The sequence below is a fragment of the Kitasatospora sp. NPDC004615 genome (genome assembly GCF_042873545.1).
Taxonomy (GTDB): domain Bacteria; phylum Actinomycetota; class Actinomycetes; order Streptomycetales; family Streptomycetaceae; genus Kitasatospora.
In genome coordinates, this window is record NZ_JBIALQ010000012.1 from 202,912 (window position 1) to 225,654 (window position 22,743).

Below are 22,743 nucleotides of genomic sequence, written 5' to 3' on the forward strand. Positions count from 1 at the left end.
TCATGGCGGCCAGAGTGTGGCTCAACCCCATTGCGGACGCCTCCCGGTGAGGCGGTGGTCCGGTTCTCCCGGACCACCGCGCTGGTTCGGGCCGATTTCCTACTCGGTGGCGATGACGTAGACGCTCGCCCGCTCGCGCTTGGAGTTGGCGAGCGAGGCGTGGAAGGTCCAGGGCTCCACGGTGGCGAAGCCGGCCTCGGTGAACAGCTGGGCCGGCTTCTCGAAATCGCAGGCCCAGAGGTGTGGCGTGCAGGTGGGGTTGTCGTCCCGATCGCGGAAGACGTAGTTGATCAGGTCGAGGTAGGTGTTGATGTCGTCGCGACAGCTGCGCTGGGAGTACCAGCGCTCGATCAGCTCGTCGGCGGCGACCGGGGCGGCAGGGTAGCGGCCGAGCACGTGGGCGGCATCCGGCACTCCCGTGATGATCTGCCCGCCGGAGGCAAGCACCCGGAAGCTCTCGCGGGCGAAGCCCTTGGCGGAGCGCGGATGGTCGATGTGCACCATGAAGTGCTCGTTGAAGAGCAGTTCGAGGGTGTTGTCCGGCAGCGGGATGCCTTCACGCACGTCCGAGAGGAAGTCGGCCGGCGCCACCAGGTCGATGTTGAAGAAGCCGTCCAACTGGTGGCTGCCGCCGCCGATCTGCATTGGCCCCCTCCGGTAGTTCCAACACGCTGACCTGACCCGCCAAACCCCTGCGCCAGGCCGGTCGGCCGCACTGAGGCCCCTGATCACCGGCGTAGCGTCAACCGCCGTACCGCAGCCGTTGGCGCCGAGGATGATCACGGATCGGGCGGTGGGGTGATCCCGAGCAACTGCTTCCCGCCGGACGAGTGGTCCGGTGAAGGGGCTCGAGCTGAACACTGTCGGCCTGGAGGTCGGCGGAGAGCGTCATCAGCTCGGCCGCGTTCGTGGCGAGACGCTTCAGCTTGTGCACCGTGAGGATGAAGGACGTCTGCGGGACGGCCTACTTGAACTGGTCGGCCGGAGCGAGCGCCATCTCCAGCTCGGACCAGACCTTGGCCCTGACTGATCTGCTGCTTGAAGACCTCCGTGGAGGCTCGCTGTGACCCACCGTCCGCGCCGCCAGGAGAGAGCCGCCCGGGAACAGACCCGGGCGGAGTCCGGTCGGCCGGCGCCTACGCTTCGAGGGACTTCGCGGCGTCACGGATGACGTCGAGGACGAAGTCCGGGTTCGAGAGCATCGGCACGTGGCTGCTGTCGACGTCGTAGGCCTTGGCGCCCATGCGCTCGGCGGAGGCCCGTTCCAGCTCCGGGTGAACCGTCCGGTCGTTGTTCGCGACGATGCACCAACTCGGCTTGGTGCGCCAGGCGGTACCGGGCACCTGCTGGTCGAACAGGTCGGGGACCGGCACGGCGCCCACGGCCCGGACGAGCTTCTGCTCGGCCGGCGGCAGATCGCCGCAGAAGTCGCCGGTGCCCGACTCCTTGAGCCAGATCCGGCCGTGGGAGACGTCGATGTGATCGAACACGGGCGTACGGGGGTAGTTGTTCTGCTGCTCCTGCGAGGTCTCGTCCTCGTCCGGGCCAAGCGCGGCGATGTAGACCAGCGCGCCCACGCGGTCGTGAACGCCGGCCTTGGTGATCAGAGTCCCGCCGTACGAGTGCCCGACGAGCACGACCGGGCCGGGCACGTAGTCGATGGAGCGGGTGACGCACGCGACGTCGCTTTCGAGCGAGTCGAGGCCGTGCTGCGAACTGGAGACCGCGTGCCCCTCGGCCTGGAGCGCGGGGATGAGCTTGTTGAAGCACGACCCGTCGGCCCAGAGTCCGTGGGCGAAGACGATGCTGGCCCTGCTGGCCATGGGGTCCTCATTTCGTCGTCGTCGAGCCGCGAGATCCGGCTGCACCGAGTGGTCACGCTATGACTCCTCGCAGTCGACCGCGACCGCTGGCCATTGCCTCCTCCGTCCACGGGTTCGGACCGCCTGGTCATCATGGAACCGGGGCCGACGCCGTCTATCCGACCGCCAATGACCACGCGACCCACGCCGCGCCCACTCTCACCTTCCCCACCGGTCAGACCCCGCCCGCTGCCGACGCGTTGCAGTCGCTGACCGCCTACGACGCCGACGGCTTCCTCATCGGCAACTCCGCCGGCATCTACTCGATCGGCCACCCCACCGCCCCCGGCACGGACCCCGACACCAGCGACACCGTTCTACTCATCCAGGCCCGGGACCCGGGCGCCCCGCTCAACCGGACCAAGTCGCTGCCCCTCGCCGCCGACGGCGCCTTCACCCTCACCCTGCACCTGTACGTCCCCGAGTCGAGGAGAACGCACGGGCGGTGCCGAAGCCCCTAACGGCGGCCGACGTCGGCGGCCGGTGTTCACCACGGGGCGGACGCTGCCGTGCGTCGTCCCGAAGGAGAAGCCGGCCGCGTCGGCGCTGCGCTCCCGGAGCGTCGGCACGGCAAGCGACTTCAACCGAAATGCGGCGGTGAGCACCATCGATGGCCGGAAACGGCATCGGCTGGCCTTGTCGATCGGCGCTTCCGGCTTCGCCAGGCGGGAGCGTGGCGGTACGGATACCGTCGATGCGCACCGTCAGGTCGAACTGCTCTGCGCGGGAACGTAGTTGCCAGTGTGGGGGATGTCCTGACCGGTCGTCACATTCGCGGAGAAATATGACGGCCGGTGACACCCGGGTGATGACGAGCAACCAACGCGCGGCCCGTCCCGCGTTCGGCTCAGGCATGCCCTGCCTTGACGCGGGCGAGGCTCCGCTTCCCGATCGCCTCCGGCAGCAGACCGGAGACCAAGAAGGAGCGAGAGATGGCGGGCAATCCGACGACCAACGACGAGCTGCTGCTCGTGGCAGAAGAACTGAGTGCCGTGCACGACCGGTACGGCAACCTCCGATCGGACAACGCCGGCTCGGGCGGCGACGACCCGTGGCCCGGCGGCGACGGCAACCTGCACGAGAGCGAGTGATCAATCCGGCCGGTGGCCCAGCGGCTGCCGCTGAGCCACCGGCCGGTCCGGCAACCGGAATTCAGAGGAGGTACACGTGGAGCACAAGCTGATCGACGCCGTCGAAACGGCGCTCGGATGGACGGGACCGGAGCCGATCGGCCACCGGTTCGCGCGAGGTCGCACGGACGAAGACGGACTCGTGGAACGGCTGCTCACCCCGCAGCGGCTCCTCGACCTGGTGATGCGGCGCAGCCTGTACCGGCCGCAGTTCCGGGTGTTCCAGAAGCAGGTCGAGGTTCACCCGGCGGTCTACTTCACCGACAACGTCAGCCCCCGGGGCCAGAGCATCCCGATGGTGAACATGAACGCGCTGGCGCGGCTGCTCCGGGAAGGCGCGACGGTGATCCTCGATCAGGCGAACGTCGCGGACCCCACCTTGGAGGTGGCGTGCCGGGCGTTGCAGTGGTGGAGCGGGGAGCGGGTCCAGGTGAACGTCTACTGGACCACCGGTGAGGCGGAGGGCTTCCCGTTGCACTGAGACGACCACGACGTTGTGGTGGTCCAGCTGGCGGGCGAGAAGGGCTGGGAGGTCCGCGGCCCGTCCCGGGTGGCACCCATGTACCGGGACTCCGACCCCAACTCCACGCCGAGCGAGGAGGTGCTGTGGTCCGGCGTTCTGCGCGCCGGCGACGTGATGCACATTCCGCGAGGGCACTGACACTGGGCGGGTCGCGCCAGTCACGGGGACGGCGGGCACTCGCTGCACGTCACGTTCGGCATCACCAAGCGCACCGACGCCAGCTGGATGGCCTGGCTCGCCGACTGGTGCCGCGAGCAGGAGGTGTTCCGGCACGACCTCGCCCGCGCCCCGGGTGCCGACGACACCGGACTGCGGTCCGCCGCACGGGAGTTGGTGGACCTTCGGACACCCGCCGAGTTGCTCACCGCCTACGAGCGCGCGGCCTGGCCTGCACGGCAGGTTCCGCACCTGGACGTCTTCGGGCCGCTGACCGCCGCGGTGTGCACGACGAACTTCCGTCCGGAGATCCACTCGGCCGACAGCACCTGGAGGTGCTCGCCGCCGGACAGCGTCTCGTCTTCGCGGCCAAGGCAGAACTCGCCCTGCGGCTGCTGCTCAGCGGGCGGCCGGTGGTGCCCTGTTCCCGTCGTTCGAAGGGTTCCCGCTACCGCAGTCGTTGCGGCCGCAGTGCCCAGGTATCGACGTGGTGGCGGAGCCTCAACGGAATCGGCGGACATGACGCGGGCTTCGGGAGCGACAGGCCCGTCAGGCCCGGGTCGGTCGCCGTCCGCTCAGTTCCCTTCGCGCTCGCGGTCACCAGCCCCCGCAGATCTCCCTCGAGGCGCCAACTGGCCACAGCCCTTCCGGGAAGTGTCCCAGCCCATGCGGCGTCATCGGTGTTGCGGTGGCTCCGGCTCGCCGTATCCGCCGCCGCCCGGGGTCTCGACCTCTAGGACGTCGTCCGGTTCGACGTGCACGGTCTCGAAGCCGGCCAGTGGCTCGACCGTGCCGTCCCGGCGCAGCAGGCGGTTGGAGCCGAGTGCGCCGGGTGCGCCGCCGGCCATTCCGTACGGGGGGACGCGGCGGTGGCTCGACAGGATGCTGACCGTCATCGGCTCGCGGAAGCGGATCCGCCGCACCACGCCGTCACCGCCACGATGGCGGCCCGTTCCGCCGCTGCCGGACCGGACGGCGAACTCGTCGAGGAGGACGGGCAGTCGCCACTCCAGGACCTCCGGGTCGGTCAGCCGTGAGTTGGTCATGTGGGTCTGGACGGCGGCGGCTCCGTCGAAGTCGGGGCCCGCGCCGGAGCCGGAGGCGATGGTTTCGTAGTACTGGTGGCGGCCGTTGCCGAGGGTGAGGTTGTTCATCGTGCCGGACCCTTCGGCCTGGAGGCCGAGGGCGGCGTAGAGCGCGCCGGTGACGGCCTGTGAGGTCTCGACGTTGCCGGCGGCGACGGCCGCCGGTGGGTGTGGGGCGAGCATCGAGCCGGGTGGGACGACGATCCGCAGCGGGCGCAGGCAGCCGTCGTTGAGCGGGATGTCGTCGGCCACCAAGGTGCGGAAGACGTACAGCACCGCGGCGTTCACCACGGCGGACGGCGCGTTGAGGTTGCTGTCGAGCTGGGCGGAGGTGCCGGTGAAGTCGACGGTGGCGGTGCGCCGGCGGCGGTCCACCCGGATCTGTACCGCGATCACCGCGCCGCTGTCGGTCTCGTACCGGTAGGAGCCGTCGGCGAGTTCGCCGATCGCCTCACGTACCGCCCGTTCGGCGTTGTCCTGCACGTGCCGCATGTAGGCCTGGACCACATCGAGCCCGAACTGCTCGATCATCGCGTTGACTTCGTCGACTCCCTTGCGATTGGCGGCGATCTGGGCCCGCAGGTCGGCGAGGTTGGTGGCCGGGTCGCGCGAGGGATGGGGCGCGTCGGTGAGCAGGCGCAGCGTCTCGGCCTCGCGGAGCCTGCCGTCGGCCACCAGCAGCCAGTTGTCGAAGAGCACGCCTTCCTGTTCGATCTCCCGGCTGGTCGCCGGCATCGAGCCGGGGGTGATTCCGCCGATCTCGGCGTGGTGGCCGCGGGAGGCGACGAAGAACAGGATCTCGCGGCCGGCCGGGTCGAAGACCGGGGTGATGACGGTGATGTCGGGCAGGTGGGTGCCGCCGTGGTAAGGGTCGTTGACGGCGTAGGAGTCGCCCGGCCGCATCACCGGCCCGCGGCGGCGGAGCACTTCCTTGACGGTGGTGCCCATCGAGCCCAGGTGCACCGGGATGTGCGGGGCGTTGGCGACCAGGTTGCCTTCCGGGTCGAACAGTGCGCAGGAGAAGTCCAGCCGCTCCTTGATGTTGACGGACTGGGCGGTCGACTCCAGCCGGGCTCCCATCTGCTGCGCGATCGCCATGAAGAGGTTGTTGAACACCTCAAGCAGCACCGGGTCTGCCTCGGCGGTGACCGCGGGCCCGGCCCGGTCGGCGATCCGCTCGATCTGCAGGTGGCCGGCGGGGGTGACGGTGGCGCGCCAGCCGTCGTCCACCACCGTGGTGGCACCGGCCTCGGCAATCACGGCCGGCCCGGTGACGGTGTCGGCCGGGCGCATCCGCTCGCGTTGCAGCAGCGGCACCTCGCACCACTGGCCGCCGGTGGCCATCCGGACGGCGGGGAGCACGGCAGGTCCGTTCCGGTGGACCTGCGGCGCGCCCAGGTCCGGCTGCTCGGTGAGGCCGGTGGCCTCCACCGCGAGGGCTTCGACGACGATCGGACGGTCCATCAGGAAGGAATAGGTGGCTCGGTGTCGCTGCTCGAACTCCCTTACCATGTCGCCGAGTTCACCGAGTGCGACGTCCAGTGTCGTGTCGGTGCCGTGGTACCGCAGCCGGGCCCGGTGTGCCAGCCTGATCCGGTCCGGCGCGATCCCCTGCTCCCGCAGCTCGGATGTGGCACCCGCCGCCAGTTCCTCGGACAGTGCGCGCAGGTCCGCCATGACCTCGGGCTCCAACAGGCGTTCGACGGCGTGCTCGCGCAGCACGGTGGTGTCGGCCAGGCCGATGCCGAGCGCGGAGAGCACCCCGGCCATCGGCGGGACCAGCACCGTGCGGATGCCGAGCGCCTCGGCGACCGCACAGGCGTGCTGGCCGCCGGCGCCGCCGAAGGTGGTCAGCGCGTACCTGGTGACGTCGTGGCCCTGCTGCACCGAGATCCGTTTGATCGCGTTGGCGATGTTGCCGACCGCGATCCGCAGGAAGCCTTCCGCGGCCTGCTCCGGCGAGCAGCCCGTCCCCGAGTCTGCGGCGATCCGGCCGGCCAGAACGGTGAATTGACGGCGGACCAGGTCGAGATCGGGCGGTTGGTCGCCGTCCGGCCCGAGGACGCGTGGGAAGTGCTCGGCCTGGATCCGGCCGAGCAGCAGGTTGGCGTCGGTGACGGTGAGCGGCCCGCCCCGCCGGTAACAGGCCGGCCCGGGGTCGGCGCCGGCCGAGTCCGGGCCGACCCGGAGCCGCCCGCCTTCGAAGCGCAGCACCGAGCCGCCGCCGGCCGCCACCGTGCGGATCGCCAGCATCGGCGCCCGCAGCCGCACCCCGGCGACCTCGGTGGTCACCACCCGCTCGAACTCGCCCGCGTAGTGCGACACATCGGTGGAGGTGCCGCCCATGTCGAAGCCGATCACCCGCTCGAATCCGGCCAGTCGGGACATCCGCACCATGCCGACGATGCCACCGGCCGGGCCGGACAGGATCGCGTCCTTGCCGCGGAAGTGACCGGCTGCGGCGAGACCGCCGTTGGACTGCATGAACATCACCGGCACACCGCTCAACTCCCCTTCCACCTGCCGGACATAGCGCCGCAGGACGGGCGAGAGGTAGGCGTCGGCCACGGCCGTGTCGCCGCGCGGCACCAACCTCATCAGCGGACTCGCCTCGCTCGAGAGCGACACCTGGCCGAAACCGAGCCGCTCGGCAAGCCGGCCGATCTCCTGCTCGTGCGCGGGGTGCAGGTAGCTGTGCAGGCAGAGCACCGCGAGCGCGCCGATGCCGTCCCTCCTGCACTGGCGCAGCTCGCCTTCGAGCCGGTCCAGGTCGGGCCGGCGCAGGACCGTGCCGTCGGCGGTGATCCGCTCGTCCACCTCGATCACCCGGGTGTACAGCGGCTCGGGCAGAGTGATCTCCCGGGCGAAGATCTGCGGTCGGTTCTGGTAGCCGATCCGCAGCGCATCCGCGAAGCCCCGGGTCACCACCAGGGCGGTCGGTTCGCCCGCCCGCTCCAGCAGGGCGTTGGTGGCCACCGTGGTGCCCATCCGCACGGAGTCGATCCGCCCGTCGCCCGACGGGAGCAGGGCGCGGATGCCGGCGACGGCCGCATCGCGGTAGCGGGCCGGGTCGTGCGAGAGCAGCTTGCGGGTCAGCAGCCGGCCGTCGGGGGCCAGCGCGACCACGTCCGTGAAGGTGCCGCCGCGGTCCACCCAGAACTGCCAGCCCCGGCCGGGCATTTCGGCCCCTTCCGCCGCTTCGGGGCGCCGGTTCGGCGGGCCGCGCCCGACGGCGCCCCTCGTCGAGTATCCGCCCGGGGGAGCCGAGGTCGCAATCAAGGACATACTGGACATACGGCCAGTCCCGGAGGGCGGTGAGACGCACATGGAGACCGGAGCACCCCGAACCGTCCTCGGCGTTTTCCGGGAGACCGTGCCGGGCGAACGGCGGGTGGCCCTGGTGCCCGACGTGGTTCCCGCCGCCGGACAGCTGGGGCTGACGGTCCTGATCGAGCCCGGCGCCGGCGCCCAGGCCTGGCTGCACGACGAGGAGTTCATCGCGGCCGGAGCCGAACTCGCTGGACACGCCGAGCTGTTGCACCGCGCCGACGCGCTCATCGGGGTGCATCCGCCGGCCCTCGACCGACTGCCCGACCTGCGCCCCGGGCACCTGCTGATCGCCCTGCTGCGCCCCACCTCGATCCCCCGTCTGGTGGGGCAGTGGGCCGACCGCGGGGTCACCGCGATCGGCCTCGACCTGGCGGACGCCCGGCTGCCCGCAGCCCGTCCGATGGACGCCACGGCGTCCCAGGCGCGGATCGCCGGCTACCGGGCGGTGCTGCTCGCGGCCGAACGACTGGGCCGCTGCCTGCCGCCGTGGGGCACGCAGGACACTGCGTTCGAACCGGTCCGGGCCCTGGTGGTCGGCGCCGGGCCCGACGGGCTCCAGGCCGTCGACACCGCCCGCCGCCTCGGTGCCCGCGTACAGGTCGTCGAACTGCGCCGCGTCGAGCGGGCGCAGGCCGTCGCGCTCGGCGCCGAGCTGCTGGCCCTGCCCGGACTCGATCCGGTGGCCGATGACCTGGAACTGGGCGAGACGCTGGCGCACCGCCGCTCCGCGCTGAGCGAGGCCCTCGCGGCGGCCGTGCCCCACTACGACCTCGTGGTGACCGCACTCGACGTGCCCGGCGGGGATCCGCCGATGCTGCTGCGCACCGACGCGGTGGCGGCGATGCGGCCCGGCTCGGTCCTGGTCGACCTGACGACCGGGCCCGCGCACGTGCCCGCTCCTGCGGACGGCTGGGCGCAGGGCAACCTCGAGTGCGCCGGACCGGACGCCACGACCCTGGTCGGCGACGGGGTGATCGTGATCGGCGCCGGCGAGCTCGCCGCCCAAGTCCCCGCGACGGCCTCGGAGGCATACGCGCACAACGTGCTGGCGCTGCTGACCCACCTGGCCCGTCGCGACGGGCTCCGTGTCGATCCGACCGATCCGGTGCAGGACCCCATGGTGGTGACTCACCACGGAACCGTCCGACACGCCGCGACGCGGCGACTGCTCGCTGCCGCAACGGCCGCGGTCGGCCCGCCTCCGCCCTAGCCTCGACCTGCGTGCCGCAACGAGGGGCCGGTGAACAGCAGGGCGCACCGCCCGATCGCACCGGCGTGCTCCGCGCACTGCCGGCAGTGCCCGGACAGCAGTACCAGGTCGGCGACGGTGCGGGCGTCGACCGGTGTGTTCGCCGTGAGCAGCCGCTCGAACAACAGACGCTGCCGCAGGGCCGTCTCGGGTACGTCCGACAGCAGGTCCGCGACGCCCTCCGGTGCGGCCTGCTCCAGGACGTCGGCCGCCGTGCGGACCAGGCCGACCGCCGCCTCGGCGATTCCGCGCAGCGGCGTGCGCAGCCGCTCCGGAAACGGCTCGCGATCCTGCCGCGCCCAGGCCAGCTCCAGCAGCCGCTGGGCGAGCACCCCCAGCCACTCCACCTCGCGCCCCACCTGCACGCCGACCACCACGGCCCGCAACCCCGCGGGCACGGCACCCGCGTCCTCCTCGATCCGCCCGCGCAGTTCGGCCAATGCCTTCTCCGACCGCACCACCGCGCCCGCCGCACCGACCTCGGCCGTCAGCGCCGCGGTCGCGCCGTCCAGCGCCTCCGCGGCGAGCCGGACCAGAACAGCCAATTCGCCGACAAGATCCAGCAGTTCACCATCACCGGTATCCGACATCGATCGGCTCCCGTCTCGCGCGGAACATCGGGCCACCCGCTCGGCCACGTCGCGCAGTCCCTCCCACCAGCTTCCTCTCGGCGGCCATCGGGCGACAGTCGCCACCGGCGGCCGCCACGCTCTGAGTTCAGTCGACCACTCCACGCGGAAGCATCCCGGCGGTCGGTGATTCGCTTCCGATCCGGCGACGAATATGACGAAGCGCCGTAAGAGCACGGGAACCCGGCTCAACGAGGAGAAGCGGCGACGGCTTCATCACCAGCAGCGTCAGGAGTCTCCCCCCCAGAGTCACCGCCCTCCTCCACCGCCGGGCCGCCAGCCAGCTGGCCGCCCGCTCGAAGGCCCGTCTTCTCACGCACAACACACGCCGGTGGAGCGGGACGGGGGCGGCCGAAAATCGTGCGGTGGACCCAGCCGCGCCAGGGTGCGTATGGTCGCGGCCGGATGCCCGGCCGATGAGACTGGTGAACGTGAACGCTGCCCCGGGGACCGCCGACCGGTACGGCGCTGCCCGTGTGCTCGTCGCGTACGCCGGTGTCCACGGCTCGACCCGGAGCATCGCCGAACGCCTCGCGGCACGCCTGTGGGAGCAGGGGTGCGAGGTCGACGCGCTCACCGTTGACGCTGTCGCCGATCCGGGCGTGTACGACGCATACGTGGTGGGCAGCGCCGTTCACGACATGGTGTGGCTCCCGCCCGCGTCGCGGTTCGTCCGCGCGAACGCCGGCCTGCTCGCGGGCCGGGATCTCTGGCTGTTCACCGTGGGAATGCCGGATGCGCTGCGGGGCCCGTGGCGGGCGCTGGCCGCCCGCGAGGAGGAGCACGTGGTGGGCGATCTGATCGCCGAACTCCGTCCTCGCGGGCACCGCCTGTTCTCGGGGGTCGTCGAACCTGAGCACCTGACGCGCGCCGGACGCGTGAAGTTCCGGGCGATGGGACTGCGGTACGGCGACCACCGGGACTGGTCCGCGGTCGACGCCTGGGGGCGGGAGATCGGCCGGAGCCTGTCAGGACATGGCGAACATACCGGTGACACGCCGGAATGACCGGGCCCTGTTTCCGTCGCCCGAGGTGGGCCGAGGTCCCTTGAACGGCTGCGTTGCCAACAACACGACCTGCTTCACGTAGGGAGATCACCGAGGCGATCACCCCCGTGCTGCCTCCGGTGACGGCCGACTCGTACTCGCGTCCGGTCCCACTGCTCGATACGGAAGCGGTGTGGGCTCTCCTCGACCAGCCTGACCTCCCCGTCACTCATCTCCAGTCGACCGTCAGCCGTCCGGCCCGTCGGCCCACGTGGGTGCCGAGCTCGGCGGAGGCGGTGGTGAACCGGCCGCGGATCCACTCCCACTCGTCGCCGTGGGCGAGGCGGGTGTGGCAGTTGTCGAGGAACAGGGGCAGTGCCTCCAGCCGGACGGGGGTCAGGCGTGCGGGCTCGGGTCCGTCGAAGGTGACCAGGAACAGCAGCCCCAGGTCGTTGCGCAGCGCCGGGTGGACGGCGTAGTCGTCGACGAAGTCGCCCATGTCGTAGATGATCCGGTCGGCTACACCGTGGAAGACGTGGGCGGAGTGCCCTGCCACCAATGTCGCGCCGGCCGCCAGCAGCTGGGGTGCCGCCGCGAGCACGTGCCGCGGCGGTCGGGAAGTCATGTTGGGGCCCCAGTGCGCGGTGACCAGCACGATGTCGGCCTCCCGCGCGGCCCGGACCACCAGCGCCCGGAGCCAGTCGGGTACGCCCGCATGGAGGTCGGCCCAGGCCACCCCGGGACGCTGGTCGTCGGCCGCGTAGTCCTCCGGATGGTCGGTGGCGGCAACCACCGCCAGCCGCACCCCGCCCGTCTCCAGCACCGCGAACTGCCGGGCCGCCCGGACGTCCCGGCCCGCTCCCACCGTACGGATACCGGCGCCCTCCAGCAGGACACGGGTATCGGCAAGGGCGTCGAAGCCGTAGTCCAGGGCATGGTTGTTGGCCAGGGTCACGCAGTCCACCCCCAGCTCGGCGAGCACCCTCGCCGCTGAGGGAGGCGCCCGGAAGAAAAACGGCTTGCACGGGTCCGGCCAGCGGCGCCCTCGGTCGGAGACGCAGCACTCCAGGTTGAGCACCACGAGATCGGCCTCCGCGAGTGCCTCCCGCACCTCGGCGGCGAACAGCGTCTGCGGCGTCGGCGAGCGCCGCAGTTCCTCGGCGACGCCACGCCCGAGCATCGTGTCACCGGCCAGTGCCACCTTGAGCGCCATTCTCCCGATCCGTTCCCGCTCGCCGTGTTCGGACGTCGGCGTCACCTGGCTGGTCCAGCCCTCGGCTCGGGTGCCGGTACAGGTCCCGGCAACGGGCCGGGGTAAGGGCCCGGTTCCGGCGCGGGCGCAGGGGGTGGCTGCGGATCGGGCCCGGGCTGCGGAGGAGCCGGCGGTGCCGGGTCGGGGCCGCCCGGCGCGGGCACCGGTCCGGGCACGGGCCCGGGCTCGGGCCCGGGCTCGGGCCCGGGCTCGGGCCCGGGCTCGGGCCCACCGGGGCCTGGCGCCGGTGTCGGGTTTGGCGGCACCGGATCGTTCGGAGGTGTACCCATCGACTCGCTCCTTCCGGCCGACCATGTCCGCGGTTGGACACCGCAGGGCAGAAATCAGTCCCGCCCGGCCGCTGGCCAGAACCGCCGGTCACCGCCGGCGCCGACGCCCGGGGCCACCTGGGTGCTGTCCATACCTTCACGGTAGATCGGGCGCCCCCTCCGCGGCAGGCCGCAGCCCGCCCAAGGAGTTCACAGCCGGGCGGCGTGGCGGCTGTCGCCCGGGTGGCTGGTGTGACGCACCGGTCCGGCCGGGTGCTCATGGCAGATGTACGCGATCCTGGATTTGAGGAGCCCGAGCCGCCGAGTCGCGCCCGTGCGGGAGCCCGGGGGTCGGCCCGCTCGGACGGCCGCGGTCCTGTCGTGCCCGATCACGCTCCGTGACACGAACACATCAGGCGATCGGCGACCCGAGCGGAGGTCAGGAGGTCATACGGCTGATGAGCGGCATCGAGCACGAGTCGTCAGGCGCGCGGGACACCACCGAGGGCCGCGTCTACACCGTCACCGGCAGCAACTGGGGCGAAGTGGTCGACGCCGTCGCGCAGGCCGACGACGAGCGGATCATCGTCAACATGGGTCCGCAGCACCCGTCCACGCACGGCGTGCTGCGCCTGGTCCTGGAGATCGACGGCGAGACGGTGAAACAGGCCCGCTGCGGTATCGGCTACCTGCACACCGGCATCGAGAAGAACATGGAGTTCCGCAACTGGGTCCAGGGCACGACCTTCGTGACCCGGATGGACTACCTGATGCCACTGTTCAACGAGACCGCCTACTGCCTGGCGGTGGAGAAGCTGCTCGGCATCACCGAACAGATCCCGGAGCGGGCCGACGTCATCCGGGTGCTGATGATGGAACTCAACCGGATCTCCTCGCACCTGGTGGCGCTGGCCGCCGGCGGGATGGAGATCGGGTCCACCACGCTGATGGTCTACGGCTTCCGGGACCGCGAGGTCATTCTCGACATCTTCGAGCTGGTCACGGGCCTGCGCATGAACCATAGCTACGTCCGGCCGGGCGGCGTGGTGCAGGACCTGCCCCCGGGTGCGCCGGACCTGATCCGCGAGGGCGTGAAGCTGCTGCGCTCGCGGATGCACGAGTACGACAAACTGGCGACCAGAAACCCGGCCTTCAAAGCGCGGCTGGTCGACGTCGGCCACCTGGACCTGGCCGGCTGCCTGGCGCTCGGCGCCACCGGCCCGATCCTGCGGGCCACCGGGCTGCCGCACGACCTGCGCAAGACCGACCCCTACTGCGGGTACGAGAGCTACGAGTTCGAGGTCGCGACGGCGGACACCGCGGACGCCTACGGCCGGTTCCTGATCCGGCTGGAGGAGATGCGCCAGTCGCTGCGGATCGTCGAGCAGTGCCTGGACCGGCTGTCCCCCGGCCCGGTCATGGTGGGTGACAAGAAGATCGCCTGGCCGGCCCAACTCGCTGTCGGCCCGGACGGGTTGGGCAACTCGCTCGACCACATCCGAAAGATCATGGGCGAATCCATGGAGGCGCTGATCCACCACTTCAAGCTGGTGACAGAGGGCTTCCCGGTCCCGGTCGGCCAGGCCTACGCGGCGATCGAGTCCGCCAGGGGCGAGCTGGGCGTGCACGTCGTCTCCGACGGCGGCACACAGCCGTACCGGGTGCACTTCCGCGACCCGAGCTTCACCAACCTCCAGACGATGGCCGCGATGTGCGAGGGCGGCATGCTCGCGGACGTCATCGTCGCGGTGGCGAGCATCGACCCGGTGATGGGAGGCGTCGACCGGTGAGCGCCGCCGCGCCAGGGCGCGGTCAGCTCGGCATGCGGAACGGGCGCACTCGCCCGGCGGCACCGGGTACTGCCCCACGTCCGACCGGCGGGCGGCGGACGGCGGGCGGCAGACGGCGGGCGGGGCCCGACCAGTGCGTGGGCAGAGATTGGTCGCCGCGAACACGTAGCCGGACCGGCCCCCACGGTGCACGCCCGGTCGTACCGGCTGGCGGACATCAGTGCTCGACGGCGACGCGGATACTGTCCAGGCCGGGGTCGGCGGCGTCAGGGATGAGCATGCCGCCCTTCGGCCGCTGGACAGGTAGGCGATGACGGCTTCGTTGAGACGCTCGCCCGGTACTGCGGCCGGGATGCCGGGTGGGTAGGGGGTGAGCATTTCGGCCGCGATCCGGCCCGCGGCCGTTCCGGTGGGGACGTACTCGGTGGGGCCGAAGAACGCGTCGCGGGGCAGCAATGCCTGTTCCAGCCGCAGGTCGGTGGGGTCGCTGCACGTCGACCTGCACGGCGGGGCGCAAGGTGTCGGCGATCGTGGTCAGTTCGGATGTCGCATTTCCCGCCGGGCGGGATCTCGCCGCGAAGAAGCCGGTCCATGGCGGCTTGGATGCGGTTCTCGTTCTCGGCGCGCTGGTCTGCGGTGATCCTCATACGGAGTCCTCATCGGGTTGGTGGAGGGTTGCCGCATCGATCTCGGCGACGATTCGAATGGCCCGGTCGTAGTCGTTCTGCAGGCGGGCGTGTTCGGTTTTGCGGGTCTTGCCCAGGTCGCCGAGGAACGTCTTCGTCCGGGCGGCGTGCTCGGCCCGGACGAGCCGGTGGCAGGGGTGGTGGGTGGCCTGCGGGCAGCGGGCGGAGTCACACATCCCGACCAATGGTCGGTCGGCGGTGGGGGTGCCAGCGAGCTTGAGGCAGAGCGCGCGGGAGGGGTCGGTGAACCAGCAGAAGTTCGCTGGTCCGATGTGCAGGGTCTTGGCGCGTTTGGTCAGCAGGTTCAGCACGTCCCGGTCGCTGCGCTGAGTCCGGGGTGCCGGTGCTGCGGCGGGTTCGAGCTTCTCGTCGACGCTGGCGAAGAACTCGGTGAGGCTGCGGGCGCCGGGGCCGGCGGGCAGGATGCCCTGCTGGTAGTTGCGGAACTCGGTCAGGACAAGGTCCAGGTTGCGGTCGCTCTCGTACTTGTTGACCTCGGCCAGTAGTTCGGCCTGGGCTCCGCCGGGGCGCGAGCTGTAGCCCTCGGTGGTGGCGACCGCGATAGTCGTGCGGTTCGACGGTTCTCGGGGGTACGGATTCATCGCCCCCGACCACGGCGCAGGGTGTCGTCGAGCCCGGCGACGGAGCGGGCGGTGGTGCGGAAGGCCGGGTGGGTGGTGATGTCCTTGACGCGTTCGCCGTAGATCCACACCTCGCGGCCGTCGCGGAGGCTCTCCAGGTACTCCGCGCCGGTCAGCGGCCGCGCGGCAGTGCTCGGCCGGTCAGTGGCGCTCGGCCGCTCGGTGGCGCGGCGGCGGTCGGCGGTCGGCGGTCGGCGGCGGTCGGCGGTCGGCGGCGGTCGGTGGCGCGACGGCGGTCGGTGGCCGGACGGCCGTGGGGCCGACGTCGAGGTCGGGTATGTGGGTCTCCTGTCGGTCGGTCAGGTGGCGGCGGAGCTCAGCCGGCCATCGCGCTGATGCCGCCGTCGATCACGAAGTCCGCGCCGTTGATGTACGCGGCGTCGTCGGAGGCCAGGAACACCGCGAGCTTGGCGACCTCCTCTGGGCGGCCCGGCCGGCCTGCCGGGATGGTCCGCAGCAGGGCGGGGACACCGCCGTCCGGGTCGTCGATGTGCGGTGCGGTGGCCGGGGTGCGGATCAGACCCGGGCTGATCGAGTTGACCCGGATGTTGTGCGCGCCGCCCGCTCCGCACAGGTGCCGGGTCAGCGCGAGCACGCCGCCCTTCGCCGCACCGTGCGCGCCCTGCTGAACGAACAGCGCGCCGCGGGAGCCCGAGATCGAGGCGATGTTGAGGACCACGCCACCATGCTTGGTGAGGTGCGGCCAGGCCGCGGAGGTGCACTGGTACACCAGGTCGAGTTCGTTGCGAATGGTGTAGTGCCAGTCCTTGGGAGTGAGCCGGTCGAAGGGCGCGTTGCGCATCGACGAGGCGTTGTTGCACAGCACGTCGAAGCCGCCGTACTCGCACAGCGCGTACTCCACCCACTCCTCGGCCCCGGCCCGGACCGACAGGTCGACGGGCGCGAGCGAGATCATTTCGCCACCCACCTCCTTGACCAGGCGGGCGGTCTCGTCGGCCGCCTCCGGGTCGCGGCCGCAGCCCACCACCCTGGCCCCCTCGCGGGCGAACTCCAGCGCCGCGGCCCGGCCGATGCCGGAGCTGGTGCCGCTGATCAGAACGGTCTTGCGGTCGAGTCGGCCCATCGGACTTCCCTCATGGTGCTGGTACAGGGGCTTGCTGGCGCAGAGCTTCGAGAAACGCGTCGGTCCGCTCGGGCGTGGCGATGCTCCGCCACAGGGCGGGCCGCATCGCGCTCGGTTCGGCGGTGTCGTTCGCCGGGGTGCCGGTGCCGGTGCCGTGGCCGTTGACGTAACCGACGGCGTCGGGGGTGAGCACCGCGTCCGCAAGCGCGCCGAGCATCGCGGTGCGCAGCCCGGCCCCGTCGGGTGGCGGGGCGGTGACGTGGTGGGCGTCGCCGGCCAGGCCGTAGCCGAGCACGTACGCGTGGACGGGCGCGCGGCGGACGCGGGCGGACTCCTCCGCCTCCAGCACCAGGAACGCCACCGCCTCCCCCAGGTTCAGGCCGCCGCTGCGCCCGTACGGGGCGCACGGCGCGGGGTCGATCGCCTTCCAACTGGCGAAGGTCGCCACCTTGGTGAGGTTCAGTGCCTCGTAGCCGCCTACCAGCATGACGGTGGCGCGCCGCTCGGCGATGACGTCGTACGCGTGGCCGATGGCGTTGGCGCTGGCGCTGGCGTTGGCGATGCAGCCCGTGGTGAAGACTGCCTTGGGGCCGCGGCTGCCGAGCACGGCGCCGAGCCGGTCGGCGCAGGTGTGCGCGGGATGGTCATGGTGCTCGCGGTGCTCCGGGTGTGCGTCGGACGCCGAGCGGTAGTCGAACCAGAGGCGTTCCGATTCCGCGTTGGTGCCGAGCGTGAGGCCGATCTCGTACGGGTCGAGGGCGGCCGGGTCGAGGGCGGCATGCCGCAGTGCGCCGCGGCCCGCCTGCTCGATCAGCTGCGCGGCGGTGGCGGGGGCGGCGGGCAGGCGGGCGGCGATTACGTCGGTCAGGTCCGGGCAGCGTCCGATGGCCGTGTCGCCCTGGCACACGGCCTGCCACACCTGCTCGGTGCCGGTGCCGAGCCCGGTGGCCAGGAACATTCCGGTGCCGGCGACGCGGGCGGTGCTCACGGATGCCTGCCGCTGGCCGCGCGGGGGCGGCTGCGACGTACTCGTGGATGGCTTCGACGGTGCTGAGCTGGTGCGGTTCGACGGGCCGCGGCAGCAGGCGCAGGGCGCGCTCCATCCGGGTGAGCACTTCGAGTTGGGCGAGGCTGTCGTAGATCGCGTCCGGAAGTTCGGCGAGCGGCCGGTCGGCGGGCCACTCGTGCAGGGAGGTGCCGAGCACGGCGCCGACCGTCTCGCGCACCAGCAACTCGGACAGCGGCGGCGCGGACAGCGCGGGCTCAGGCGTGGCCATGGACACCGGACCTCCTTGCCTGCTCGGGCAGTTCGTCCGTCAGGTGGCCGTCCGTGGCGGTGAGCAGTGCGCCGATCCTGCCGGAGGCGATCAGTGCGGCCAGGTCGGCGAGTTCGGTGTCGAGCCGCCTGTCCCGGTCGAGGAATCCGACGACGGTGCGCACCAGGTCGTACGCCGCTTGGGTGGCCGGTGCGAGGCGGTCGCTGCCGCGCAGGTCGGCGGCCTGGCAGAGGGCGGCCAGGGTGATGGCGGCGATGTGCTGGACGAGTTCGACGGTGTGCCAGGCGTCCCGGGCCGCGACGGTGGCCATGCTGACCTTGTCCTGGTTGTGGGACTCGGTGGAGCGGGAGAACGCCGTGGCCGGCATGGTGTTTTTCAGTGCCTCGGCGGCCAGTGCGGAGGAGGCGCTCTGTGCGGCTTTGAAGCCGTGGTGAAGGCCCGATTCGTAGTCCGCGTCGAGCACCGGCCGAATGAGGTTGGCCGTCAGCCCGTGGTTGCTCTTCTCGTCGACCAGCAGGGCGGTCTGACGGTCCAGCAGGTCGCCGGTGCTGGCCAGGGCGAGTTTGAGGGCGTCCATCGCCTGGCCGACATGGCCGCCGTAGAAGTTTCCGCCGTGGTGGACCTCGCCGGTGTCGGGGTCGAACAGTGGGTTGTCGTTGGTGGAGTTGATCTCGGTGTCCAGCCAGTCGGCGGCCCAGCCTAGGGTGTCGTTCAGGACGCCGGTGACGTGTGGTGCGCAGCGGACGGAGTACCTGTCCTGCAGGCCTGAGCGCAGCAGTTGGTAGCCGTCCCCGGCGAGCCTGGGGTTGGCGCCGACCCGGTCTTCGTGCCGGACGGCCAGCCTTGAGCCGTGCAGCAGGCGGCGGACCCGCGCGGCGCTGGTGTACTGCCCGGGGTGTGGCTTGTGCTGGTGGAGGAAGGGTTCGAACGGCGCCGTGCTCGCCTCCAGCGTCTCGGCGGCGAGCGCCGTGCAGAGGTCCGTGACGGCGGACAGCTCGTGGGCGGCGCGGATCGTGGCGACGGCGTAACCGGCCATGAAGGACGTGCCGTTGATGAGCGCCAGGCCCTCCTTGGGGGCGAGCCGGAGTGGAGTCAGGCCGGCTTCACGCAGTGCGTCGGCGGCGGGCCGAAGCTCGCCCCGGTGCAGCGCGGTGCCGTGGCCGGTCAGCAGGTCGGCGAGGTAGGCGAGCGGGACGAGGTCTCCGCTGGCCCCCACGGAGCCGCGCTGTGGGATCACCGGCAGGATGTCCGCGCGCAGGCAGTCGGCCAGCAGCTCCACCACGGCGACTCGCACGCCGGAGTAGCCCCGGGCCAGGCAGTTGGCCCGGATCAGCATGGTGGCCCGGACCACCTCGGCCGGGGCTGGTTCGCCGTTCCCCGCCAAGTGGCCCGCGATGAGGTTGCGTTGCAGGTCTGCGGCCTTGGCCGGGCCGATGTGCCGACCGCAGCTGTCGCCGAAGCCGGTCGTCACCCCGTAGACGGGCCGGCCCGACGCGACCAGCTCGTCCTTGACCCGGGCGGATGCCGCCATCCGGTCCTCGGCGGCTTCGTCCAGCCTGATGTCCCACCCGTCCGGTCGGCGGGCGAAATCCGCTACGTCCTCGACGCTCAGCGAATCCGCGCCGAGCAGCAGCACCGCACCCACGGAAATTCCCTCCCGACGTCAGATTTCCAGGCAGACCGATCGTAGGCGAATGCTCGGCGCGAAGGAAAATTAATTGCGGGAAAGTCGCCCGGACGAATGATTTGTCATCAGAATTGCCCCATCGGCTGGAAGTCGGCGGCCCGTTCCGATAATCCTCCGCAGCCGGAACATGGCATCGCAACAAGAGGCGGGTGGCCTGGATTTCGCAGTCGCCGAATCCGCCCCAGCACGGAATTTCTGAAAAGAGGAATAATGCCCGTACCGAAAGCCCGCCCCCGGACCTGGGCCGCCGCACTCGCCCTGACGGCCGCCGGAACGCTGACCGGCTTCGCCCCGGCGGGCGAAACAGGCACGGCAGGCACGGCCGCCGAGCCCACGAGCGCCACCTGCACGGGCGCCACGACCCTCGTCGTGAGCCTCTCCAGCAGCGCCACCGCAGGATTCGGGGGCACGGGGGCCGACGACTACCGGTGCACCTTGAAGGGCAACGCCGGCGAGCTCATCGGCAGCTCCTCGACGATCCTGCCGCCCGTCCGAAACCGTCCACGGTGATCCGCACGGCCTGGCCCTTGTTCAGGAACACGGCCTCCCCGGTGCGGAACACGGTGCCGCCGCGGACGACGGCGGCGTAGTCGGCGACGTCGAACTCGCAGCCAAGAAAGCGTTCGGTGGCGTCCCCGATGGCGTAGGCGCCGTAGCCGGACCGGCCGGTGATGGTCACCCGGCTGTTGACGGCCGCCAGCCGGCAGTCCTGGCCGACGTCGCTGGAGAGCACGCCCCAGCCCTCCGAGGAGAGTTCGCAGCCGAGGTAGGCGGCCGTCGTGCCCCGGCCCAGCAGGTTGATGGTGCGCACGTTGCCGGGAACACCTCGCCGGTGGACCGGACGATGAGACTGTCGGCGCCGGACCGGCCAACCCGCCCGCCGAGCCGGGCGGCGAGCACGGACCTGGCCGCGTCCGGCCCGTCGGCGGTGACGTGCAGGGCCTGCCGGAGCTGAAACTCGAGGCCCTGGAAGGCCACGGCGTTCTGCTCGCACCCGCTGACCACCACGCCGCCGCGGTACTCGCCGGGGCGCGATCCCGGCCCGGTCGCCGCCCGTGACGGTCAGCTCCGTGCCGGTCTCCACGCCGTCGACGGTGAGCGTCAGCACCTGCCCGGCCGGGGTGGCGAGGGTGCCGCCGGGCTCGACGAGGAGGCGGCGCAGCCGCGTGGTGCGGGTCAGGGTGACGGTGCTGCCGTTCCTGACGGTGAGTGCGGCGGGAGGGGTGCTCCAGGATGCGGCGGCGAGGGCCGCTCCCAGGGCGAGGACGCGGCGGCGGCGGCCTGGTGGCGTGGCGGCCTCGGGAAGTGTCGACATGTCAGGTTTTCTACCCGGCGGTGTTCGTGGACCTACAGGTTTGTGGACCGGCCGCCCGGCCGCGCGGAACGGATCAGTTCCCGTATGCCCGATACCTTTCCGCGCGCCAGCGCGTGAATTATTGCGGGCCGGCCACTGGGGCCGGCGCAGATAGGGGGAACGACATGCGACGGTGGACCACCGCGCTGGCTGCCGTGATGCTCGCCGCGGGGGTGGCGGCGACCGCGGTCCCGACGGCCTCGGCCGTCACCGCCACCACCGACTGCCAGGCCGTGTGGGGCAGCCTCGACCGGCAGGACCGGACCGTCCCGTACCAGCCGCAGGCGCTGACGAACGTCCGCACCGGTACCCACGAGTGCTTCGACCGGCTGGTGATCGACGTCCCGGGCACCTCACCGCAGAACCCGCTCGCCTACCGGGTGCACTACACGAACGGCAACACCATCTACCAGGCCGGCTCCGGCACACCGATCCCGGTGAGCGGCGGCGCCGTCCTGGAGATCGTCGTCGGCGCGAGCTCCTACGACCCCTCCACCTGGCAGAAGGTCTACCCGGCCCGGTCGGGCGACCCGCTCCCGGGCGTCGACCTCACCGGCCACCGCACCTTCGTGGACACCCGCTTCGCCGGCAGCATGGAGGGCGAGACCCAGTTCGGCCTCGGCGTCCGGGCACGCCTGCCGTTCGAGGTCTTCCAACTCGACAACCGACTCGTCATCGACGTCGCCCACAGCTGGAGCACCACCGGCTGACCCCGCAGACCCCGCAGCATCCGGTGACCACGTGAGAGCGGCGCTCGACCGCACGGGCACCCGGTGACGGCCCGAAGCTCCGGAAGAACAAGGCGACTTGTTCAACCGGAGCTTCGACGCGCATGACCACGCGGGCGCAGGCCGTAAGCCGGTCGCGCGGCCACAGCCGCCGGCCTCCCTGTCCGGCCGGCGCCCGTCGTGCCGGAACCGGCGGCCGCTTCCCGGGCGTCCGACTTCCCGGGTTGCCGTCGTCCGCCGCTGGGAGGGTTTCGGATCGTGGGGATCGTGACGTGGGCCGTCGTCGGGGTGCTGTTCGCACTGCTGCCGCTCGTCCACTGGCTGCTGCGCGCCCGTCCCACGCCGCTCCGGGCAGCCGTCGCCGCCGCGTTGACGCTCTGGCTGGCGCTGGTGCTCGCGGTGGCGTTCGACCTGCTGCACCCGCGCAGCAAGGCCGAGCTCTACCTGCTCTACACGCCGCTCGCCGAACTGGCCGTCCTGATCGGCCTGTGGCTGGACCGGCGGATCGCCGGCCGGCGCACCGAGCGTCCGGCCGGCTGGTCCCGGGCGGCGGGCATCGCGTTCTACGGCCAGTTGGGCCTCGTCCTCGCCGCGACCCCGCTGCTGGCGCTCGTGGCCTTCCACGAGGCGGGGATCCCGTCCCGGACGGCCATGCCGGAACCGCCGCCCGGCTACACCGTCCTCGACACCGGCAAGGGCTGCGGCAACGGCCACGCCGCCACCTGCTGGCGCACGCTCTACCTGGCGGGCCCACCCGACGTACCGACCGCGGCAGCCGCCGACCGGCTCCGGCCCCGGCAACGGTGCGAGGCGAACGGCTGGTTGCTCGACCGTCGCGCCCTCTGCACCGAGGTGAGCACCGACGGCACCAGGATCGTCTACCGCGTCCTCCTCGGCGGCAACGACTCCTAGTAGGGCTTGGTCAGGTCCGTTTTGGTGTGGCGTGTCCGTTGGCGGGTTGTGTCGTTGAGGGTGTGTGACGACTGGGGAGATGGTTGGGGTCCGGGAGGACCTTGAGGAGTTCA

At 71.6% G+C, this 22,743-nt stretch carries 18 protein-coding genes and 2 pseudogenes; 9 read left to right on the plus strand and 11 right to left on the minus strand.

All coding sequences use genetic code 11. The features are described 5' to 3' along the window. Window positions 1-99: 99 nt before the first annotated feature. Window positions 100-645, minus strand: a pseudogene (locus ACFYS8_RS32805) (class I SAM-dependent methyltransferase); the annotation flags it as partial. A gap of 491 nt (window positions 646-1,136) precedes the next feature. Continuing rightward, window positions 1,137-1,823, minus strand: a complete 687-nt coding sequence (locus ACFYS8_RS32810; protein ID WP_387648188.1) for an alpha/beta fold hydrolase — start codon at window positions 1,821-1,823, stop codon at window positions 1,137-1,139. A gap of 59 nt (window positions 1,824-1,882) precedes the next feature. Here ACFYS8_RS32810 and ACFYS8_RS32815 point away from each other — a divergent pair, with 59 nt between their 5' ends. The 4 genes and pseudogenes from ACFYS8_RS32815 to ACFYS8_RS32830 form a co-directional block, all read left to right on the plus strand. Further along, on the plus strand, window positions 1,883-2,323 hold the full coding sequence (locus ACFYS8_RS32815) for a DUF1214 domain-containing protein (RefSeq protein ID WP_387648191.1): 441 nt from the start codon (window positions 1,883-1,885) through the stop codon (window positions 2,321-2,323). A gap of 22 nt (window positions 2,324-2,345) precedes the next feature. Continuing rightward, window positions 2,346-2,597 (plus strand): hypothetical protein, encoded by a 252-nt coding sequence (locus ACFYS8_RS32820; RefSeq protein ID WP_387648194.1) that lies wholly within the window; start codon window positions 2,346-2,348, stop codon window positions 2,595-2,597. 197 nt (window positions 2,598-2,794) lie between these two features. Then, the gene (locus tag ACFYS8_RS32825) at window positions 2,795-2,953 is read left to right on the plus strand and encodes a hypothetical protein (RefSeq protein ID WP_387648196.1); all 159 of its coding nucleotides are present in this window, start codon (window positions 2,795-2,797) and stop codon (window positions 2,951-2,953) included. 76 nt (window positions 2,954-3,029) lie between these two features. Beyond that, window positions 3,030-4,087 (plus strand): annotated as a pseudogene (locus ACFYS8_RS32830) (JmjC domain-containing protein); the annotation flags it as partial. A gap of 258 nt (window positions 4,088-4,345) precedes the next feature. On the opposite strand, the gene ACFYS8_RS32835 reads toward ACFYS8_RS32830, so the two are convergent. After that, window positions 4,346-7,936 carry a hydantoinase B/oxoprolinase family protein gene (locus tag ACFYS8_RS32835; RefSeq protein WP_387648198.1) on the minus strand — a complete coding sequence of 1,197 codons (3,591 nt, stop codon included), beginning with the start codon at window positions 7,934-7,936 and terminating at the stop codon, window positions 4,346-4,348. A gap of 145 nt (window positions 7,937-8,081) precedes the next feature. Here ACFYS8_RS32835 and ACFYS8_RS32840 point away from each other — a divergent pair, with 145 nt between their 5' ends. Next, a complete protein-coding gene (locus ACFYS8_RS32840; RefSeq protein WP_387648200.1) occupies window positions 8,082-9,296 on the plus strand; it encodes an NAD(P) transhydrogenase subunit alpha in 1,215 nt (404 codons plus the stop codon). Here the strand turns inward: ACFYS8_RS32840 and ACFYS8_RS32845 are convergent. Continuing rightward, window positions 9,293-9,925, minus strand: coding sequence for a hypothetical protein (locus ACFYS8_RS32845; protein ID WP_387648203.1), 633 nt, complete (start codon window positions 9,923-9,925; stop codon window positions 9,293-9,295). The genes ACFYS8_RS32840 and ACFYS8_RS32845 overlap by 4 nt on opposite strands. A gap of 470 nt (window positions 9,926-10,395) precedes the next feature. On the opposite strand from ACFYS8_RS32845, the gene ACFYS8_RS32850 reads away from it, so the two are divergent. Next, window positions 10,396-10,971: a flavodoxin domain-containing protein gene (locus tag ACFYS8_RS32850; RefSeq protein WP_387648205.1), complete on the plus strand. Its 576-nt coding sequence runs from the start codon at window positions 10,396-10,398 to the stop codon at window positions 10,969-10,971. Between the two features lie 208 nt (window positions 10,972-11,179). On the opposite strand, the gene ACFYS8_RS32855 is transcribed toward ACFYS8_RS32850, so the two are convergent. After that, window positions 11,180-12,163 (minus strand): CapA family protein, encoded by a 984-nt coding sequence (locus tag ACFYS8_RS32855; protein WP_387648208.1) that lies wholly within the window; start codon window positions 12,161-12,163, stop codon window positions 11,180-11,182. A gap of 766 nt (window positions 12,164-12,929) precedes the next feature. Here ACFYS8_RS32855 and ACFYS8_RS32860 point away from each other — a divergent pair. Beyond that, window positions 12,930-14,261, plus strand: a complete 1,332-nt coding sequence (locus ACFYS8_RS32860; protein ID WP_387648211.1) for an NADH-quinone oxidoreductase subunit D — start codon at window positions 12,930-12,932, stop codon at window positions 14,259-14,261. Between the two features lie 643 nt (window positions 14,262-14,904). On the opposite strand, the gene ACFYS8_RS32865 is transcribed toward ACFYS8_RS32860, so the two are convergent. The 6 genes from ACFYS8_RS32865 to ACFYS8_RS32890 form a co-directional block, all read right to left on the minus strand. Next, complete coding sequence (locus ACFYS8_RS32865) at window positions 14,905-15,549, minus strand: hypothetical protein (protein WP_387648213.1); 645 nt, start codon at window positions 15,547-15,549, stop codon at window positions 14,905-14,907. Then, window positions 15,546-15,704 carry a 4-hydroxyphenylacetate 3-hydroxylase N-terminal domain-containing protein gene (locus ACFYS8_RS32870; RefSeq protein WP_387648247.1) on the minus strand — a complete coding sequence of 53 codons (159 nt, stop codon included), beginning with the start codon at window positions 15,702-15,704 and terminating at the stop codon, window positions 15,546-15,548. The genes ACFYS8_RS32865 and ACFYS8_RS32870 overlap by 4 nt, the downstream gene beginning before the upstream one ends. 200 nt (window positions 15,705-15,904) lie before the next feature. Beyond that, window positions 15,905-16,672: an SDR family NAD(P)-dependent oxidoreductase gene (locus ACFYS8_RS32875; RefSeq protein WP_387648216.1), complete on the minus strand. Its 768-nt coding sequence runs from the start codon at window positions 16,670-16,672 to the stop codon at window positions 15,905-15,907. 10 nt (window positions 16,673-16,682) lie between these two features. Further along, entirely contained in the window at window positions 16,683-17,660 is a 978-nt protein-coding gene (locus ACFYS8_RS32880; RefSeq protein ID WP_387648218.1) for a beta-ketoacyl synthase N-terminal-like domain-containing protein, read from the minus strand. Window positions 17,661-17,935: 275 nt separating this feature from the next. Then, window positions 17,936-19,594: a histidine ammonia-lyase gene (hutH, locus tag ACFYS8_RS32885; RefSeq protein WP_387648221.1), complete on the minus strand. Its 1,659-nt coding sequence runs from the start codon at window positions 19,592-19,594 to the stop codon at window positions 17,936-17,938. Window positions 19,595-20,093: 499 nt separating this feature from the next. Beyond that, window positions 20,094-20,447 (minus strand): hypothetical protein, encoded by a 354-nt coding sequence (locus ACFYS8_RS32890; protein WP_387648224.1) that lies wholly within the window; start codon window positions 20,445-20,447, stop codon window positions 20,094-20,096. 668 nt (window positions 20,448-21,115) lie between these two features. On the opposite strand from ACFYS8_RS32890, the gene ACFYS8_RS32895 reads away from it, so the two are divergent. Together ACFYS8_RS32895 and ACFYS8_RS32900 are read left to right on the plus strand one after the other, a co-directional pair. After that, a complete protein-coding gene (locus ACFYS8_RS32895; protein ID WP_387648227.1) occupies window positions 21,116-21,700 on the plus strand; it encodes a hypothetical protein in 585 nt (194 codons plus the stop codon). Between the two features lie 285 nt (window positions 21,701-21,985). Next, entirely contained in the window at window positions 21,986-22,630 is a 645-nt protein-coding gene (locus tag ACFYS8_RS32900) for a hypothetical protein (protein ID WP_387648230.1), read from the plus strand. The last annotated feature ends 113 nt before the right edge of the window (window positions 22,631-22,743 follow it).